The 17,712-nt window shown below is 66.2% G+C and carries 15 protein-coding genes; 5 read left to right on the forward strand and 10 right to left on the reverse strand.

Going from position 1 to position 17,712, the window contains the following annotated elements:
• Positions 1-15 precede the first annotated feature (15 nt).
• The 4 genes from I7X43_RS02390 to I7X43_RS02405 all read left to right on the forward strand — a co-directional run bounded on the left by I7X43_RS02390 (position 16) and on the right by I7X43_RS02405 (position 7,277).
• On the forward strand, positions 16-1,623 hold the full coding sequence (locus I7X43_RS02390; protein WP_198099287.1) for a DUF4139 domain-containing protein: 1,608 nt from the start codon (positions 16-18) through the stop codon (positions 1,621-1,623).
• A 39-nt stretch (positions 1,624-1,662) separates the two neighbouring features.
• On the forward strand, positions 1,663-3,561 hold the full coding sequence (recQ, locus tag I7X43_RS02395) for a DNA helicase RecQ (protein WP_198099288.1): 1,899 nt from the start codon (positions 1,663-1,665) through the stop codon (positions 3,559-3,561).
• 103 nt (positions 3,562-3,664) lie between these two features.
• The gene (locus I7X43_RS02400; RefSeq protein WP_198099289.1) at positions 3,665-6,931 is read left to right on the forward strand and encodes an ATP-binding protein; all 3,267 of its coding nucleotides are present in this window, start codon (positions 3,665-3,667) and stop codon (positions 6,929-6,931) included.
• A 16-nt stretch (positions 6,932-6,947) separates the two neighbouring features.
• The gene (locus I7X43_RS02405; RefSeq protein WP_198099290.1) at positions 6,948-7,277 is read left to right on the forward strand and encodes a hypothetical protein; all 330 of its coding nucleotides are present in this window, start codon (positions 6,948-6,950) and stop codon (positions 7,275-7,277) included.
• Here I7X43_RS02405 and I7X43_RS02410 read toward each other — a convergent pair.
• From I7X43_RS02410 to I7X43_RS02450, 9 genes are read right to left on the reverse strand one after another with little or no spacing between them, the layout of a single operon-like run.
• A complete protein-coding gene (locus tag I7X43_RS02410) occupies positions 7,267-7,704 on the reverse strand; it encodes a nuclear transport factor 2 family protein (protein ID WP_198099291.1) in 438 nt (145 codons plus the stop codon). The two genes, I7X43_RS02405 and I7X43_RS02410, sit on opposite strands and share 11 nt — an antisense overlap.
• Complete coding sequence (locus I7X43_RS02415; protein WP_198099292.1) at positions 7,701-8,486, reverse strand: SDR family NAD(P)-dependent oxidoreductase; 786 nt, start codon at positions 8,484-8,486, stop codon at positions 7,701-7,703. Before I7X43_RS02415 ends, I7X43_RS02410 begins: the two co-directional genes overlap by 4 nt.
• Positions 8,486-10,051 (reverse strand): methyl-accepting chemotaxis protein, encoded by a 1,566-nt coding sequence (locus I7X43_RS16525; protein ID WP_198099293.1) that lies wholly within the window; start codon positions 10,049-10,051, stop codon positions 8,486-8,488. Before I7X43_RS16525 ends, I7X43_RS02415 begins: the two co-directional genes overlap by 1 nt.
• Positions 10,052-10,067: 16 nt before the next feature.
• A complete protein-coding gene (locus tag I7X43_RS02425) occupies positions 10,068-10,598 on the reverse strand; it encodes a DUF3833 domain-containing protein (protein ID WP_198099294.1) in 531 nt (176 codons plus the stop codon).
• A complete protein-coding gene (locus I7X43_RS02430) occupies positions 10,595-11,824 on the reverse strand; it encodes an MFS transporter (RefSeq protein ID WP_198099295.1) in 1,230 nt (409 codons plus the stop codon). Before I7X43_RS02430 ends, I7X43_RS02425 begins: the two co-directional genes overlap by 4 nt.
• A complete protein-coding gene (locus tag I7X43_RS02435; protein WP_310737522.1) occupies positions 11,821-12,300 on the reverse strand; it encodes a chalcone isomerase family protein in 480 nt (159 codons plus the stop codon). Before I7X43_RS02435 ends, I7X43_RS02430 begins: the two co-directional genes overlap by 4 nt.
• A gap of 10 nt (positions 12,301-12,310) precedes the next feature.
• Positions 12,311-13,534 carry an SAM-dependent methyltransferase gene (locus I7X43_RS02440; RefSeq protein ID WP_198099297.1) on the reverse strand — a complete coding sequence of 408 codons (1,224 nt, stop codon included), beginning with the start codon at positions 13,532-13,534 and terminating at the stop codon, positions 12,311-12,313.
• Entirely contained in the window at positions 13,534-14,301 is a 768-nt protein-coding gene (locus I7X43_RS02445; RefSeq protein WP_198099298.1) for a DUF1365 domain-containing protein, read from the reverse strand. Before I7X43_RS02445 ends, I7X43_RS02440 begins: the two co-directional genes overlap by 1 nt.
• Positions 14,292-15,725 carry an NAD(P)/FAD-dependent oxidoreductase gene (locus I7X43_RS02450; protein WP_198099299.1) on the reverse strand — a complete coding sequence of 478 codons (1,434 nt, stop codon included), beginning with the start codon at positions 15,723-15,725 and terminating at the stop codon, positions 14,292-14,294. The genes I7X43_RS02445 and I7X43_RS02450 overlap by 10 nt, the downstream gene beginning before the upstream one ends.
• Positions 15,726-15,801: 76 nt before the next feature.
• Here I7X43_RS02450 and I7X43_RS02455 point away from each other — a divergent pair, with 76 nt between their 5' ends.
• Positions 15,802-16,776: a MerR family transcriptional regulator gene (locus I7X43_RS02455; RefSeq protein WP_198099300.1), complete on the forward strand. Its 975-nt coding sequence runs from the start codon at positions 15,802-15,804 to the stop codon at positions 16,774-16,776.
• A 42-nt stretch (positions 16,777-16,818) separates the two neighbouring features.
• On the opposite strand, the gene I7X43_RS02460 is transcribed toward I7X43_RS02455, so the two are convergent.
• Positions 16,819-17,700 (reverse strand): hypothetical protein, encoded by an 882-nt coding sequence (locus tag I7X43_RS02460; protein ID WP_198099301.1) that lies wholly within the window; start codon positions 17,698-17,700, stop codon positions 16,819-16,821.
• Positions 17,701-17,712 lie beyond the last annotated feature (12 nt).

Below are 17,712 nucleotides of genomic sequence, written 5' to 3' on the forward strand. Positions count from 1 at the left end.
TTCGGGAGGGCTGAGATGCCGCGCTCACACACACCAATCCGCACCGTTTTGGGGGTCCTGGCCTTAAGCGGGGCACAGGGCGGCATGGCCGCACCGGCCCCCCACCCCGTGATCCAAGCCGTGGTCTTCCCCGGCGGCGCGGAGCTGCTGCGGGTCGTCCCAGTGGCCGCGGGTGCCGGCGAGGTGGTGCTGAACTGCCTACCCGCGCGCCTGGAGGTCGACACCCTGCAGGCCACGCCCAGCGCCGCGAGCAGCGGCTTGGTGGTGGGCGACCTGCGCGTGGAAACGCTGAGCCCGGAACACGCCACCGGCTGCAGCGCCAACGCACCGCTGGACGCGCGCATTGCGGCGCTGGAAGAACAGCGCGCCCTGCTACAGGCCGACCGCGATGCGCTGGACCTGGCTTTGACCTATCTGCGCAAAGCCGAACCTAGTGAAGGCAAGGCCGTCGCCGCCGACGGGGTGGAAGCCCTGCGCCGACAAGGCGCCCAAGCCCTCAAGGCCCAGGCCAAATTCAAGCAGGCGCTGGACGCGCTGGAGCGCGAGCTGGCCCCGCTGCAGGCCCAGCGCGAGCAGGAGCGCAAGCGCGTGCCGAGCTGGCTGCGCGTCACCGTGCGCGTGGCCGCTTCGCAGGCAGGGCAACTGGAGCTGCGTTACCAGACGCGCTTCGCCAGTTGGCAGCCCCAGTACCGGGCCGACCTGCGCACGCAGCAGAACCAGCTCCGTCTGGAGCGACTGGCCGAGGTCAAGCAGGCCACGGGCGAAGCCTGGGACGGCGTGACGCTGACCCTCAGCACGCGACAGCCGCAGCGGGCCACCGGCTTGCGGCCGGTGCAGCCTTGGACACTTGTCAAAGCCGAACCCGTCGAATCCCCGCCACCACCGATGTACGACACCCGACCGGCTCCGGCTCCCATGGCCATCGCGCCGCGCTCGTTGGAAAAGTTGAGCGTCACCGGCAGCCGCGTGGCCGAAGAAACCTTCACCCCACTGCGCGTGGACAGCGACGTGGATGCCCAGTTCACCGTGCCCGGCCGGGTCTCGCTCGCGGGCGATTCCGAGCTGCGCAGCTTCTCGCTCGAAACCCTGAGCTGGCCCGCGCAGGTGCGCGCCCACGTGCAGCCGGCGCACGGGGCCCAGGCCTACACCCTGGCCCTGTTCAAGCGCCCCGAGGGCTTTTTCCCGCGCGGCGCGCTGCAGCTGATGCGCGACGGCCAGTGGGTGGGCAAGTCGCAGTGGGTGGTGACGGACGAGACCGAACAAAGCCAGTTCTTCGGCCCTGAGGACCGGGTGCGCGTGCGCATCGAGCCCGAGCGCCGCGATGCGGGCGAAAAGGGCTTTATTGGCTCGCGCCGCGTGGCCACCCTGGGCCGCGCCTGGGTGTTGGAGAACCTGGCCGGCAAACCGCTGGATGTGCAACTGGTCGAGGCCAGCCCGCACCCGCAGCACCAGGACATCGAGGTGCAGCGCCAGTTCAACCCGCCGCCCACCGAGCTGCGCTGGCGCGAACTCGACGGTGTGGTGCTGTGGCGCGCCACGCTCGCACCCAAGCAAAGCCAGCGCTTCACGGCGGACTACCAGATCAGCGCCCCCAAGGACTTGCGCGTCACCGGCTGGCCCTGAGGCCAGCGCCAAGGCCCGGGGGACGACAATCGCGCCCCCATGCCGACCGCTGCCCCGTCCGTCTCCCCGCTGGATTCAGCCCGCGCCCTGCTGCAGCAGGTGTTCGGCTATGGTGACTTTCGCGGCCTGCAGGCTGAGGTCATCGGTCATGTACTGAACGGACAGGATGCCCTGGTGCTCATGCCCACGGGCGCGGGCAAGTCGCTCTGCTACCAGTTGCCCGCCATCGTGCGCCAGCGTCAGGGGCTCGGGCTCACCGTGGTCATCAGCCCCTTGATTGCGCTGATGCACGACCAAGTCGGGGCGATGGAGGAACTGGGCGTCGCCGCCGCGTTTTTGAACTCCACGCTGGATGCGGAGGCCACCCGCCGCATCGAGCAGCAGGCCCTGGCCGGCGAGCTGACCCTGCTCTACGTGGCACCCGAGCGCTTCGTCAACCCGCGCTTCCTGGGCTTACTCAGCACGCTGGACGAGCGCGGTCGGCTCAGCCTCTTTGCCATCGACGAAGCGCATTGCGTCAGCCAATGGGGCCACGACTTCCGCGAGGACTACCTGCAGCTCAGCCTGCTGCACGAGCGTTACCCCTCGGTGCCGCGCCTGGCGCTGACTGCCACGGCCGACACCCACACCCGCGCCGACATGCTGGAGCGCCTGCAGTTGCAGGACGCACGCGTTTTCATCAGCAGCTTTGACCGCCCCAACATCCGCTATCGGGTGGTGGAAAAGAAGGAGCCGCGCGCCCAGTTCCTGCGGTTTCTCTACGACGAGCACCGCGAGGACGGCCGAAATGGCCACCGCTTTGACGCCGGCATCGTCTACTGCGGCAGCCGCAAGAAGGTGGACGACACCGCGGCCTGGCTGCAAGAGCAAGGCATCAAGGCCCTGCCCTATCACGCGGGGCTGGACGCTGCCACCCGCGCACAAAACCAAGACCGCTTCTTGCGCGAGGACGGCATCGTGATGGTCGCCACCATTGCCTTTGGCATGGGCATCGACAAGCCCGACGTGCGCTTTGTGGCCCACCTGGACCTGCCCAAGAACATCGAGGGCTATTACCAGGAGACCGGCCGCGCCGGCCGCGACGGCGAGGCCGCCAACGCCTGGATGGCCTACGGCCTCGCCGACGTGGTGCAGCAGCGCCGCATGATTGACGAGAGCCCGGCGCACGAAGGCTTCAAGCAGATCCAGCGCCAAAAGCTCGACGCCCTGCTGGCCCTGGCCGAGAGCACCGACTGCCGGCGGGTGCGCCTGCTGAACTACTTTGGTGAGGACACCAAGCCAGGCTACCGTTGCTTGAATTGCGACAACTGCCTGCAGCCGCCGCAGGTGTGGGACGCTACGGAGCCCGCCCGCATGGCGCTCTCCTGCATCTACCGCTTTCAAAAGGAGCGCAACCAGCGCTTCGGCGCCGGCCACCTGATCGACGTGCTGCGCGGCAAGGAGACCGACAAGACGCGATCCCACCGCCACCAAGACCTCAGCACCTGGGGCATTGGCAAGGGGGTGACCGACACCCAGTGGCGCGCCGTGCTGCGCCAACTCATCGCACTCGGCGCCCTGGAAGTGGATGGCGAATACCAAACCCTGAGCCTGGGCGAGGGGGCCCGCGCCATCCTGCGCGGTGAGCACGCCGTTCGCGTGCGCGAAGGCACGGGCGAGGGCCGCGTGCGCACGGCCAAGAAAACGAGCAGCGAACCCCTGAACCTGGATGCCGCCGCCCAGGCCCGCCTGGAGGCCCTGCGCGCCTGGCGCAGCGAAGTGGCCCGCGAGCACGATCTGCCCGCCTACCTGATCTTCCCCAACACCACGCTGGCCGAACTGGCCGCACGCGCCCCTGGCTCCCTCGACGACGTGGGCCGCGTCAGCGGCGTGGGCGCCAAGAAACTCGAAGCCTATGGGCGGGAGATTCTGCGGGTGTTGGAGTCTGTCGCCAATTAGCCGCAACGCGCTGCCTTGCCGCCATCGGTGCTCTCAGGCCACCGGAAGTTGAATGTAGGCTTTGCGCCAAGTCATCGATTGGGCGGCGCGACCAATGGGGAAATTGATCACACACGTGCGGTCCCAGCTCACGCAGCGGGAGTTCTGGCTGGCTCTTTTGGTCTCGGCGGTGCTGGCGGCCGGCAGCCTATCGCTGTGGCAGCGCAGTCAGCTCTCTCACGCGGAAGCCCAGGCTAACGAACTGCTCGCCAAGTCCCGCGACCTCGAAGAGTTGTGGCGCACCAAATTGGCCAAGGCTGAATTGTTGTTGCGGGGGCTCAAAAGCTTTTGGGATGCCTCGGCCGAGGTGACCCCAGAAGAGTTCAGCCAGTACGTTGAAACCTTGCGTTTGGATCGCACCAATCCCTATGTCACCACCCTGGGCGTCCTGGTCTTGGAAGGGGAACATCCGCGCTGGCTGCGGGTGCGCGCCCGACAGGATGCGACCACGAATCAGCACCGTCATGAAGCGCAGTTGCCCGAGATCCCGGTGTTGCAGATCGGCCTGGGAATGCCCGGTGAAGTGCGACTGGAGGGTGTGAACACCCAGGGCTTGTACATGCTGCTCCCCGTCAGAATCCCGGCCCCGCGAGGCGGCGCCTCGGCCCATGCCACGGGGTTCGCGGCCATTTATGTGGATGCCAAGCCGCTGATGAAGTCATTGGCGGAACGCCTGACTCCGCACGAGCGCTTTGAATTAACACCGCTAACCAGGGCCACCCCTCAGACCCAGGGCCCACCGGGACCCGAAGCGCTTCGCATCCTGGACCACGGTGGTCACCACTGGAACCTCCGGGTGTGGGCACTACCGCGGCAACCGGACCCGGACACCCACTGGCTGGCCATCTTGGGGTTGCTGGGCAGCATGGGCTTCGGGCTGCTAACTTGGCTGGGATTGCGTCACTGGCGACGCAAGAACGCGTGGGAACTGGAGCTCCATCAACGCGTTCAGGAGCTCACATCCGACTTGAACGCCACCCTGGATGCCGTCCCCGATCTTCTCTTTGAAGTGGATTTGGAGGGCCGGTATCTGGATTTCCGGGCCCAGCAACCCGAACTGCTGGCCGTGCCGCCCGAACACTTCCTGGGCCGTACGGTTCGGGAGGTGCTTCCCCCCTCCGCCGCCCAAAAAGTCATGGAAACCCTGGCAGAAGCGCAACGCACAGGGCGGTCACAGGGGCGCTGCATCCACCTTCAAGTGCCCGAAGGATCCCGTTGGTTTGAGCTTTCGGTGGCGCGCAAATCCCGTCCCAGCGGCCCCCCGCACTTCGTGGTGCTGTCACGCGACATCACCTCGCGCATGGCGGTCCAAAACGCCCTGGCGGCCAACCGGGAAGTCTTGGCGGAAGCGCAGTCGCTGGCTCGCATGGGCCACTTCCGCACGCTGCCGGACCGCGCGAAATGGGAGGCGTCACCCAGCTGCCTCCAGTTGCTCGGGCTCTCACCCACCAGCGACCTGGACCTTGAAAGTCTGTGCGCCCAAGTCCAGATCGAAGATCAACCCCGGCTGCGCGCCTGGTTCGGTGCGCTGGGCCATGGCGGGTGGCGACATGAGATCGAGCTCCGAATCACCTCTGGCGCTGAGGGCAAGGGGCGCTGGGTTCAACTCACCTCCAGCGCCGATCAAAGTGGGCTCTACACGCTGCAAGACATCGACGCACGCAAGCATGCTGAACAAGAGCTAACCGACCTCAACGAGCGCAACCGTCGCTTGTTCGATGACAACCCCACCCCAATGTGGGTCTTCGCGCTGGATGACCTGCGTTTCCTGGACGTGAACGAAGCTGCCGTTCGCCTCTATGGCTACAGCCGCGCGGAATTCCTCCGCATGTCGCTGGCGGACATCCGACCGCCAGAAGATGTCGCCACCCTCGTGCAAACCGTTCAGGCCACCCTCGGTCAAAAGACCAATCAACTGGGGCAGTGGCGACACCGCCGCAAGAATGGAACCGTCTTCCCGGTTGAAATCACCGCGCACTCGATCGATTTTGGGGGGGTGGCCGCTCGCTTGGTATTGGCCCTGGACATCACCGAGCGCCAAGCCTTGGACGACGAGTTGCGTGCGCAGCAAGCGCATCTGGAAAGGGAGGTGCTCGCCCGAACGGCCGAACTGGCAGCGGCTGCCCAGGCTGCAAAGGCCGCCAATCGGGCCAAGAGCGCCTTCTTGGCCAACATGAGTCACGAGCTGCGCACACCCATGCATGGGGTGATGGGCATGATCGACATGGCCAAAAAGCACATGCAGGACCCAGTCGGCACATCGCAACTGGACAAAGCCAAACAGGCGGCCGAGCGCTTGCTCGGCATCATCAACGACATCCTCGATCTGTCGAAAATCGAGGCCGACCGCCTGACGCTGGAAGAGGCGCCACTGCGCTTGCGATGCATCACAGACCAGCTGGTGGCCACACTCGGCCCGTCTGCCGCGGCGAAGGACCTCCCCTTGCGGATCGAGATGCCGAGCGCCCTGCTGCAGCGCCCCCTTCGGGGTGACCCGCTGCGGCTGAGCCAAGTCCTCTTCAACTTGGTCGGTAACGCCATCAAGTTCACGGCAGAAGGCGAAGTCTGCCTTCGAGCCCAAGCGCTGAGCGAAAGCGCAACGGCGCTGGAGATTCGCTTCGAGGTGTCGGACACGGGCGTCGGCATCGACCCCGCCGTGCTGCCGCGGCTGTTCCAGTCATTTGAACAAGCCGACAACAGCATGGCGCGCGCCTATGGCGGGACCGGTCTTGGGCTCTCCATCTGCAAGCGTCTGGTTCAGATGATGGGTGGCAACGTGGGCGTTGCGAGCACACCCGGCCAGGGCAGCACGTTCTGGTTCACCGTCACCCTTCACAAGGGTGACGAGGAGAGCACGCCCCCAAGCTCCTTCGTCGTCGGTGAAGCACCAGCGTCACGTCTGCGTGGCCACTTCTCAGGAACCCGCTTGTTGCTCGCGGAAGACGAACCCATCAACCGCGACATTGCCATGGGAATGTTGGCCGAGGTCGGGCTGCAGGTGGATATTGCCGAGAACGGGCAGCAGGCCGTCGAACTGGCGCGGCAGCGTGCGTACGCGGTCATCCTGATGGACATGCAAATGCCGCTCCTGGATGGACCGGCCGCCGCTCGTGCCATTCGAGCCGATTCGCTCAATCGTGACACGCCCATCTTGGCGCTAACCGCCAACGCCTTTGATGAGGATCGCCAAGTCTGTTTGGATGCCGGGATGAACGAGCACATCTGCAAGCCCGTCGATGAGGAAAACCTCTACCGCACCCTCTTGGCGTGGCTGGAAGTGCGAACGATCCTCCCTTTACCGAGGGACGCAACGCGGCGCCCGGCGCCTTAAACCGCTTCGGTGAGCCATGACTCTCCAAGACTCGAACGCCCCCTGGGAACACGTCGTCGCCCGCCGCTGGCCTCGCTGGCTGGCTGGGGTCCTCGTCGCGGCGCTGGGGCTGCCGGTGCTGCGCGCTTGGCTGGCCCACGCGGGCTTTGCGCCCGCACCAGAAACCGAGCTGATGCTCTGGGAGTTCGCCGGCTGGGGTGCGGCATTTGCGGGCGTGAGCCTGCTGGGCGTCCTGATGGCGGCAGCTGGCTTGGTGCGGCGCATGAAGGGTCCTTCGCCCCCGCCGGCCGATGCCTACCGGATGGACGCACAAGCCCCCGAGCGGCGCGAACCGCCTAGGCTTTGAGTCGGCGCTTGAGCCGTCTGAGCACCCAGCCGAGCACCGGCACCCGTTCCCACAGCTCTTCGGCGGCGTCCCAGTAGTCGCGGTGGTACATCACCCGACCATCGGGCGCGAAGCGCAGGTGGCTGCTGCCGTGAATGCGCCACTCCTCTGGCTGCCCGGGCCGGTGGAAGCAGAAATCCCAAGTCAGGAAGGCCTGCTCGCCCTGGGAGAACGCATCACGCACCACAAAACGCGGTCGGTCTAGGGTGTCAAACATGTGGGCAAAGATGCGCCGGATCGCCGGGAGTCCGCGCACTTCGTTGAAGGGGTCCCGGAAATAAGCGTGCTCACCATAGAGCTCACCCAGGCGCATCAAGGCTTGCGGCTCTAGGGTTTCAAAGAACTGGCGCAGTTCCGCCAGACGCGCGGCGTGGGTTTCGGCACTCACAGCTTCGTCCCCTTGCGAACCAGCCAAAAGTAGGGGCGTGCGGGAAGGTGACGCAGCAGTTTCACAAACCGAGTGAAACGCTTGGGGAAGTGGATCTCAAAGTCGCCCTGCTGCCAACCCTCCAGGATGGCCGCAGCCGCCTGTTCGGGCGTCTGTAGCGCGGGCATTTTGAAGTCGTTCTGCGCCGTCATGGGCGTGGCCACAAAGCCGGGGTTGACGACCGAGACGCCCAAGCCCTTGGGCGCCAGGTCCAAGTACAAGGTTTCGGCCAAGTGGATAAGCGCGGCCTTGGCTGGCCCATAGCCCAGAGCTTTGGGCAGGCCGCGGTAACCGGCCACACTGCTCACCAGGCTCAGGTGCCCGCCCTGGCCCGCTTGGGCCTGCGCCAGCAACTGGGGCAGCAGGGCGTCCAGGGTGTTGAGCGCCCCCTGGTAGTTGGTCTGCCACTGGGCGGTGGCGCTGGCCAGATCAAAGCCGTCCGCCCGCATCGGGGTGTAGGTTCCAGCGCAATAGACCGCCAAGTCCACGCGGCCGGTCCTGGCCACGAGGGTGCGCAGCGCGCTCTTCAGCGCCGCAGGGTCGAGCACGTCAGCCGGCAAGGCCAGGCTGCCGGGGTGGGCGTCAGCGAAAGCCTGAAGTTTTTCCGCGCCGCGGGCACTCACAGCCACGGTGGCGCCAGCAGCGTGCAGGGCGTGGGCCAGGGCCGCGCCGATACCGGTGCTGGCGCCGAGCAGCCAAACGGTCCGGCCGGTCCAGGTCAAAAAGCGCGGATTGAGCGACATCACCACCCTCCTGTGACTGAGGCACCAGCCCGGGCGCCGGCCATCACCCGGAAGACTGCAACCGCATCAACCAGCTGCTGCGCCTGCTGCCGCAGGCTCTCCGCGGCCGCCGCACTCTCCTCCACCAGGGCTGCGTTTTGCTGCGTGCCCTGATCCATCTGGGACACAGCCAGCGTGACTTCGTCGATCCCATTGGCTTGGAGGACGCTGGACTGACGTATCTCGGCCACGACATCGCGCACCCGTCCCACGGCGCGCACGATCTCTTGCATCGTCTGCCCGGCCTGCCCGACCAATTCCGTACCGCTCTCCACCCGCTCGCTGCTGGTGGCCAAGAGCCGCTTGATCTCCCGAGCGGCCTCGGCACTGCGCTGCGCCAAGCTGCGCACCTCGCTGGCCACCACCGCAAAGCCCTTGCCTTGCTCACCGGCCCGGGCGGCTTCCACTGCGGCATTCAGCGCCAAGATGTTGGTCTGAAAGGCAATGCCATCGATCACACTCAAGATGTCGTTGACCTGGGCGCTGCTTTGATGGATGGCCTGCATGGTGCCCACCACCTGCTCCACCACCGCCCCACCCTGTTGGGCCACCTGAGCCGCCTGCTGGGCCAGGGCGTCAGCCTCGGTGGCACTGGCCGCATTGGCCCGAACCGTTTCTTTGAGCTCCAGCATCGACGCCGCGGTTTGCTGCAAGGCGCTGGCTTGGCGCTCCGTGCGCTCGGAGAGATCTTGATTGCCCTGGGCAATCTGGGCGCTGGCTGTCGCCACGCTCTCGCTCCCCTCCCGAACACCGGCCACGACCCCCGCCAGGTGAACCCGCATCCGCTCCAGCGCACCCGCCACGCTGCTCGTGTGTGCGGTGTTGATGGGCTCGCTCAAATCCCCTTCAGCTGCGCGCTGCGCGACCGCCGCAATCCGGACGGGCTCCGCCCCCACGCTGGACCAAACATGCCGACGCACCCAGGCGTATAGCGCGACCACCAAGGCACCGGCCGCCAAGAGGCCCGCCAACTGCAGAATGACAGCCCAACGCAAGCCAGCCGATAACGACTCCAAGCTCGTAGTCGCGAACGCGTTGGCAGCTTGGACGGTACGGTCCACCGCTTGACGGTGGTTCACAAAGCTTGTGTGCACCGCGGGCAAGGCGGCCTTGGCGGCTTCGACCTCCCCACGGGTCAACGGCGCCAGCACGCGAGCCTGGCCTTCTTCCAGAAACACCTCACCCTGACGATGCTGCTCACCGAGCAATTCACGCTCCAGCCCATACGGGGGGTTTTTTCGCCAATGGTCAATGCGTGCCCGGTACTCCGAAGCCAAGCGGCTCCACTCGCCCTGTGCTTGATCCAGCGACAGACTTCCCTCCACCGCCTGCGAAAGAACCAAGCGCGCCTCCACCAGGTAAAGGGGCGGGGGCAAGATGTCGGCCGTAACGTCCTTGGCCACCACGGCTCGCTGCACAGTGCCCTCCGCCTGCGAAGCGTTGTAAAGGCCTATGGCGACCAACACCGCACATGCCCCACAGCCGGCGGCCAATTGCAGCCGCATGAGCGTCTTTAAGCTTTGCATGGTTCCTCCGCGGGGCTCACTGACGCGTAAAGCTGAGGGTGACCTCACCGAGGTCAAATCCGAATTTGCTCATACGCGCCTTGTTCAACATCACGCGCTCATCCACGAGCCACATCCAGTCGTCGAACTGCACTTCGTAAACCTTGCCGTCTACGGGCAGCTTGAGCGTGTAGCCCCAGCGCAGCGCGTTGCCTGCGGCCTGGCCCTGGGCCTCGCCCACCACGTCGTCAGCGCGGCCGCTGTAGCGGCCGTCACCCTGGTGCGTAAGGCGCCACACGCGGCGCTCCTTGCGACCGTCGCTGTACTCAAAGTCTTCCTCCAGAACGCCCTGTTCGCCCTGCCATCGGCCCACCATGCGCACCACAAAGCGCGCCTTGACGCGACCGCTTCGATCGGTGAACACGCCGTGGCCCACCAGCGGCCCGTTGAAGTACTGGCGCAGATCCAGCTGTGGGCGCTCCTGGGCGTATTCCCGCACCTCCGGGCCGGCGCAGGCGCTAAGCAAGAAAGGAGCCGGCAAGGCAGCCAGCAGGAGGCGTCGTTTCATAGGAACTCCTTGTTGCGCCCGAAGCTGCGCCACAACAAGCCCAGCGCCAGGGCCTTCAGCAGGCAGGGCAGCAGGGCATAACAGAGGGTGAGGGCCTGCAGAGAGGCGGCGTCGCGCGCGCCCTCGCGGTAGCCCAGGCCTTGAAGCAGGGGCAGGGCCAAGCCAGCGGCCAGGGCCAGGTTGAGTTTGGTGGTGGCCGTCCACCAGCCGAAGAAGCTGCCCTCGGCCTGGCCGGCCAAGCCGCTGCGCTGCACCACGCGGGTGAGCATGGCGCCGGGGATGGCCAAGTCCGCACCAGCGGCGGCACCCGTCACCGCGCAGACCAGGAGGAACAGCGCGCGGTCGCCCGCCTCCAGGCCCAGCACGCCAATGAACCCGGCGATGGCCAGCAGCATGCCCAGCGCCCAGGCGCGCGCCTGGCCGAAGCGCGCCACCGCGCGCAGCCACAGCGGCAGCGCCAGCGCAGCAGAGGCGAAGTAGGTGAGCAGGAAGCCCGCCTCCCATTCAGGCGCCTGCAGGCGGTCGCGCACGAAGAAAAGCAGCAAGGTGGCCGGAATGGCGGCGGCGATACCGTTGAGGGCGTACACCCCCAGCAAGCGGCGAAAGGTGGGGGTGCGCCAGGCCAGGGCCAAAGCCTGCGGCGCTGAGGCCTGCTCGGGCCCGGGCAGGGCCACGCGCCGCAAGGCCAGCAGACTCAGCAGCAGCCCAATCACCAGCAGAGCCGTGGTCCAGCCCCAGCCGGCCTGACTCATCAGCACGCTGGCGGCCAGCACGCCGATCAAGCCCAGACCTTCGCGCCAGGCCACCAGCCGGGTTTGCTGGACGGCTGCGCCCCCTAAGCGGGCCCCCCAGGCCTGATGCGTCACCGCCAGCACGCTGTAGGCCAAGTAGCCCAGCACCAGCAGCCCACCCGCCCAGACCAGCAAGGGGTCACCCCCCTGAGGCAGGGGGAAGAACAGGCCGGCAAAGCACAGCGCCATCAGCGTGGCAGCGCCGCCCATCACGCCCAGCCAGCGGCCCGGGCGCAGCCAGCGGTCGGCTTGACGGCCAATCCACGGGTCAGCCACCGCATCGACGCAGCGCGCCGCCAGCAGCAGCGCCCCCAGCTGAGCCAGTGGCAGGCCGTACTCCCGCGCGTAGTGCGCGGGCAAGCTCACATAGAGCGGCAGGGCCACGAAAGCCAACGGCAGACCCAGCAAGCCGTAGTGCCAGGGGGCCGTGCTCACAGGCCCAACAGGCGCTTGCGCAGGCCCGGCTCCGAAGTGGCCGGGTGCAGCCAGATGCCAAAAAATCGCGCCGCCGCCTCCCGGTCCAGTTGCCCAGGGCGGGGCTGACCGTTGTGCCAGAAGCGCGCGCCCTGCTGAGGCTCGTGCACGCCACGCAGCCGGTCGCCTTCCCGCACATCGGGGAAGGCGGTCTTCAGCGCCGCCAGCCAGCGCTCGGCCTGTTCGGGGGCCAACTCGCCCTGTCGGCGCATTTCATCGAGGGATCGTTCGGCGATTCGCTGCCCCTTCAGCTCGCGCGCATAGACCAACTCCAATGCGAAAGCCTGCTCGGCCCAGCGCTCAGCGTTCAAAGGCTGCGGCGCCAGCAGGCGCGCGTCGTAGACGTGCAGGCCGAAGTAGCGAAAGCGCCCCTCGCTGCGCAGTGGCCAGTCCTCGTGGGCCTGCGCGGCAGCCCCCAGGAGGCCGCCCAGGCCCACCAGCAAGGCCTCACGCCTTGACCAAGGTGACCTGAACCACATCGGTGTTGCCCGTTTCAAAAGCAGCCTCGCAGTACGCCAGGTAGAACTCCCACAGGCGCTGGAAGCGCGTGTCGAAGCCCTGTGAGTGAACCTCCGTCAAGCGGGCCATGAAATCAGCGCGCCAACGCTTGAGGGTTTCGGCGTAGTCCAGACCAAAAGAGAAGCTGGTTTCGATCCGCAGGCCGGCCGCATGGGCTTGTTCGCGCAGCACGCGCGGGCACGGCAACATGCCGCCTGGGAAGATGTACTGCTGAATGAAGTCCGTGCCCCGTCGGTAACGTTCAAACAGGTCATCCCGAATCACGATGCTCTGAACACAGGCCCGGCCGCCGGGTTTGAGCATGCGCGCCACCGTTTGGAAATAGGTCGGCCAGTAGGCCTCGCCCACGGCCTCGATCATTTCGATGGAGACGATGCCGTCATAGCGGCCGACATCAGGGCCATCGGTGAGGTCGCGGTAGTCCTGCAGGCGCAGATCGGCCTTCAGCCCGGCTTGACCCAAGCGCTCGCGTGCATAAGCGAGCTGCTCGTCCGAGAGCGTGATGCCGGTGACCTGGAGACCGTAGTGGCGCGTGGCGCGCTCGGCAATGGCGCCCCAGCCGCAGCCAATCTCCAGCAGGCGCTGACCCGGCGCCAAGCGCAGCTCCTGCAGGGCCCGGTCCATCTTGGCGTGTTGAGCCGCCTGCAAGCTCATGCCACGGCCGCCTTCAAACCAGGCGCTGCTGTAGTTCATGCTCGGGTCCAGCCAGAGCTTGTAGAACGCATTGCCCAGGTCGTAGTGCGCCACGATGTTGCGGCGGCTCCCAGCCTTGTTGTTACGGTTCAGCCAGTGCTTGATGCGGTAGGCCAGCGCGCCCCACCACCGGCCGTAAATGGCGGATTCCAGCGCGTTGCGGTTGCGCAGGAAGAGCGTGAGCAGGGCGGCCAGATCGGGGCTACTCCAGTGGCCCTCGACGTAACTCTCGGCAAAGCCGATGTCGCCGCGCTGCAGCGTGGCCTGCGCCAGCGCCCAATCGTGGATGCCCATAGCGGCGCGGGGGTGCAGGGGCTGACCGGCGTGCAGCGTGCTGCCGTCTGGCAGTTGCAAATCCAGGCTCCCGTACTGCAACCGCTGCAGCAGTTTGAAGACGGTGCGCACCGCCGCCGGCGCGTCGGACGGCGGGGTCAGGGTTTTGACGAGCGTGGTGTCCATCAGCGGCTCACGAGTTCGGTTGGAGGAAGGGGTTTGCTGAACCAGGGCACGCCTTTGAGCCACAGGCGCAACGCGTGCCAGTGGATGCGCGCCACCAGCATCCAGCTGTGCAGGGGCTGGGCCAGGGCGGCGCGGCGCAGGGCCGCGGCGCTCAACGGCTCCAACTGGCCGGCGATGCTGGTTTGCAGCAAGGCGCGGCCGCTGTCGTCGTCGAGGTCGATGCGGGCGATGCAGCGGGCATCGCTGCCGGTGCGGCGGTGGAATCGGAAGCGGTATTGGCCCTGCACTTTTGCAAAGGGCGAGACGTGGAAGACCTTGCGCGCCTGCACCTCGGCGCCGTAGGCCAGGCCCTCGCCTTCCAGCAGGTAGACATGCCGCTCGCCAAAGGTGTTGTGCACCTCAGCCAGTACGGCCCGTACGGTGCCGTCACGACGCTCGCAGTACCAAAAACTCACCGGCTTGAAGGCATGGCCCGCCACTCGGGGGAAACATTGCAGCCAGATTTCTCCGTCCACGCCGTCAATGCCCTCGCGCTCCAACAAGGCTTCGCACCAAGCCAGGGCGTCCTCGCCGCCCTCGCCATGGTCGGCGTCGTGAAACGATACCCAGGCCCGACGGTTGCGGTGCAGCGCCGGCTCGGGGCGGATTCGGAGGCTCCGCATGGGCAGCATCAAAAAGAAACTGTCCACTTCGAACGCATGGGGGTGCGGGGCCATCCGCCGATGACGGACCGGGCCACGACCCACATGGGCACGGTTCAAGCCCATACCCGCTCCAACGCGTTTTCCAGCGCGTGGGCCGCTTGCAAGCCCGACCACAGGCCGTCCTCATGGAACCCGTAGCGGGCCCAGGCGCCGGCGAACCAAACCCGGTGGTGGCCTTGCAGTTCGGGTAAGCGGGATTGCGCCCGCACCGCGCCTTCGTCAAACACCGGATGAGCGTATTCAAACTCGCGCGCTGGGCCTTGGGGTTCCCGCCGGGGGTTCAAGCTGACCACCACGGGCGCCTGCCAGGGCAAAGGCTGGAGCTTGTTAATCAGGTAGTGCAAGCACACCGGTTGATCGCCCGGCCCCGCTTCAAAATTCCAGGCCGCCCAGGCCTGAGTGCGGCTTGGCAGCACATCAGCATCGCCATGCAAAACGGCCCGGTTCTTTTGATAGCGAATGGCGCCGAGAACCGCGCGCTCGGCCGGGCGGGCTTGGTCGCCCAACAACGCCAAGGCTTGGTCACTGTGACAAGCCAAGATCACCGCATCAAAGTGCTGTTCTCCAGAGGGGCTCTGTAACCAAACGCCTTCTGAAGCGCGCCGCACGGCCAGAACGGGTTCCGCCGAACGCACGCACACCGTTTGCGGCAAAGCCACTTGCAATCGACGAACGTATTCGCGCGAGCCCCCTTGAACCGTGAACCACTGGGGCCGGTTTTCAACTTGCAAGAGCCCGTGGTTGTGGCAGAAGCGAATCAAGGTGCCGATGGGGAACGCCAGCATTTGCTGGACCGGGCAGGACCAGATGCACGCAACCATGGGCAGCAAATAGAGCTCGCGAAAGGCCGCCCCAAATTGGCGCCGATCCAGGAAAGCGCCCACGGGCTCGGCCAGGGCCTGGTCGTCCCCGCGTTCCGCCAAAGCGGTGCATTCGCGGTTGAACCGCAACAGCTCCGTCAACATGGACCAAAAGCGAGGGCGGAGCAGGTTGCTTCGCTGGGCAAACACGCTGTTCAGATCGGATCCGCACCACTCCAAACCCTGCGCCTGAACGGAGAAGCTCATGTCGCTGCGGGCCATCGGAACCGCCAGCTGACGGAACAACTCCTGCAGCAGGGGATAGGTGCGCTCGTTGAACACCAAGAATCCGGTATCGACCCCGTGGGAGTGCCCCGCTTGTGTCCAGTCCACGGTGTGCGCGTGCCCGCCCAATCGGGGCTCGGCCTCAAACAGCGTCAGCTCAAACCGGCCCCTCAGGGCCCAAGCCGCCCCCAGCCCTGAAATGCCGCCGCCCACGATGGCCACCCTTTGGGGTCGTGGGCCGGCTGACGGCACCGCAGGCCCGCGCAGCCTCAGCCAGGGCAGCAGGTGCAAGGCATGTCCCACCGCCTGCGCCCCCACTCCCGACAATGGCGACTCCGCACCGCGCGTCACCCGACCTTGCCCCGAGCCCCAAGCACCCGTTGTTTGCAGAGTGTTCAACATTTGTCTTGGTCAAATTGACTATGTTGGTCACAATTGCAGCATACAAATTCAAACAAAGCAACTTTGTCCAGGACAAATGGAAGTCGACCTCACCCCTTCCGGCATGGGCATCGCCGCCGTTGAGCGGGATACCGGCCTGTCAAAAGACTTGCTCCGTGTGTGGGAGCGGCGCTATGGATTCCCCCAGCCCCACCGAGACGCGGTGGGAGACCGCCTGTATCCGCTGGAGCAGGTTCAACGACTGCGCCTGATCAAACGCCTGTTGGATGCCGGCCACCGCCCACATCAAGTGGTGGCCCTGCCCGAAGAAGCGCTGGCCGCTCGGCTGCAGGCGCTACCGCCCCTCTCACGAGACCCCAAGGAACCGCGCACGGCCGCCGCGGAGGCCAGCGTGACCGACCTGGATGTCCTGCTGGCACCCCTGCTGCGCCATCAGCCGCATGAGTTGATGGATCGCCTACAGGCCGAGTTGTTGCGATTGGGCCTGAAGGCCTACATCACCGACCGGTTGGCCCCGCTGATTGAGAGGGTCGGGCAGCTGTGGGCTGAAGGGCGCGTGCAAATCCACGAGGAGCACCTGTTTTCCGAAGTGGTGCAGCAGCAATTGCACCGCGCCATGGCGCAGCTGGGTTCGCCCAGCCCCCACCACCGGCCGCGCATCTTGCTGACCACGCTGCCCGGTGAGTCCCACGGATTGGGCTTGATGATGGCGCAGTGCCTGCTGGCAGCTGAAGGCGCCGAGTGCCGCTCGCTCGGGCTGGAGACCCCCATCCCCGAGGTGCTGGAAGCCTGCCAGCGCCACCAAGCCGACGTGCTGGCTCTGAGTTTTTCAAGCTACGCCAGCGCCGCACTGATTGAGTCCGGCATGACCGCTCTGGCAGCTGGCTTGGGCGATCGCACTTTGATCTGGTGCGGAGGCCGGGCTGCGGGGCTGAGCCGGCCCCTGGTTCGGCGCCTGCCAACCGTTCAAGTGACGGCGGAACTGGGCGATTTGGTGGTCGCCGTCCAAGCTTGGCGCGCCCATCACCCACTCCCCAGCCCGACCCAATAAAAAACCCGGCGCGCGGCCGGGTTTGCAATGGGGTGGAGCCGGTCAGCCCGCTTGGCGGCGCTTGACGATCCAGGCGTAGCCGCACAGCAGGGCCACTGCGGTACCGGCCACAAACTCGGGCGTGGCCAGTCCGGTGAACACCGATTGGTAGAACTCCGCCTGGGTCATCGGGGTGAGTTCGCCATCGTCCATATGGCGGGCATTGATGCTGTTGAGCATCACCCGCGCCAGGTTTTGCGTGGGCGTCAGCGCATGCTCAATGAAGCTGTTCCAGGCGCCGCGGAACGTCTTCTCAGTGGCGGGGTAGTTGGCTAAGAAAGTGGCCACCACGGCAAGGAGCGGCAGGGCCAGGCGCTTGAGCCAGGCCGAAGCCGCCATCAGCAGCAGGACCACGGGCGCCAACCACAGCGTCTCAAAGAAGAGGGCCGTCACCGCGGGCAAAAAGCCCGAGACCGCCGGAGCCAGCGCCTGCCCCCAGGCCACTTGGCCCAGTGCGTCCAAGCCCGCCCATTTGGCAACCAGCAGGGGCGAGATGAGCGCACCCGCGCCCAGTCCCAGCACCAAGGCACCCAGCGGGAACAGGAGCGCATGTGCCACATAGGTCGCCCCCAAGGACTCCGTGTGCGTGCTGGGCAGCGAGAGCCAGAACTCGATGGAACGATCCTGCACGTCACGACGTCCCAGGCCGGGAGCCTTGAACAGCACGGTCACCCACGCAATGGTGGCGCAGGTGATGGCACCAATCAGCAGCGGCATGCCAGCAACAATGTGCAGCGGCAATTCCTTGGGAAACTTGACCTCGCCAAACGGCAGGCTAACCAACACCAGAGCGGGAATCAGGCCGACCATGATCAGCCAGATCCAGCGGTGTTGCAGCCATTCGCGCAACACCAGGGTCTTGAAACGGGTTGTACTGAAGTTCATGTGAGTCTCCTA

Origin of the sequence: Inhella gelatinilytica (assembly GCF_016093295.1) — a bacterium.
GTDB classification, from domain to species: Bacteria; Pseudomonadota; Gammaproteobacteria; order Burkholderiales; family Burkholderiaceae_C; genus Inhella; species Inhella gelatinilytica.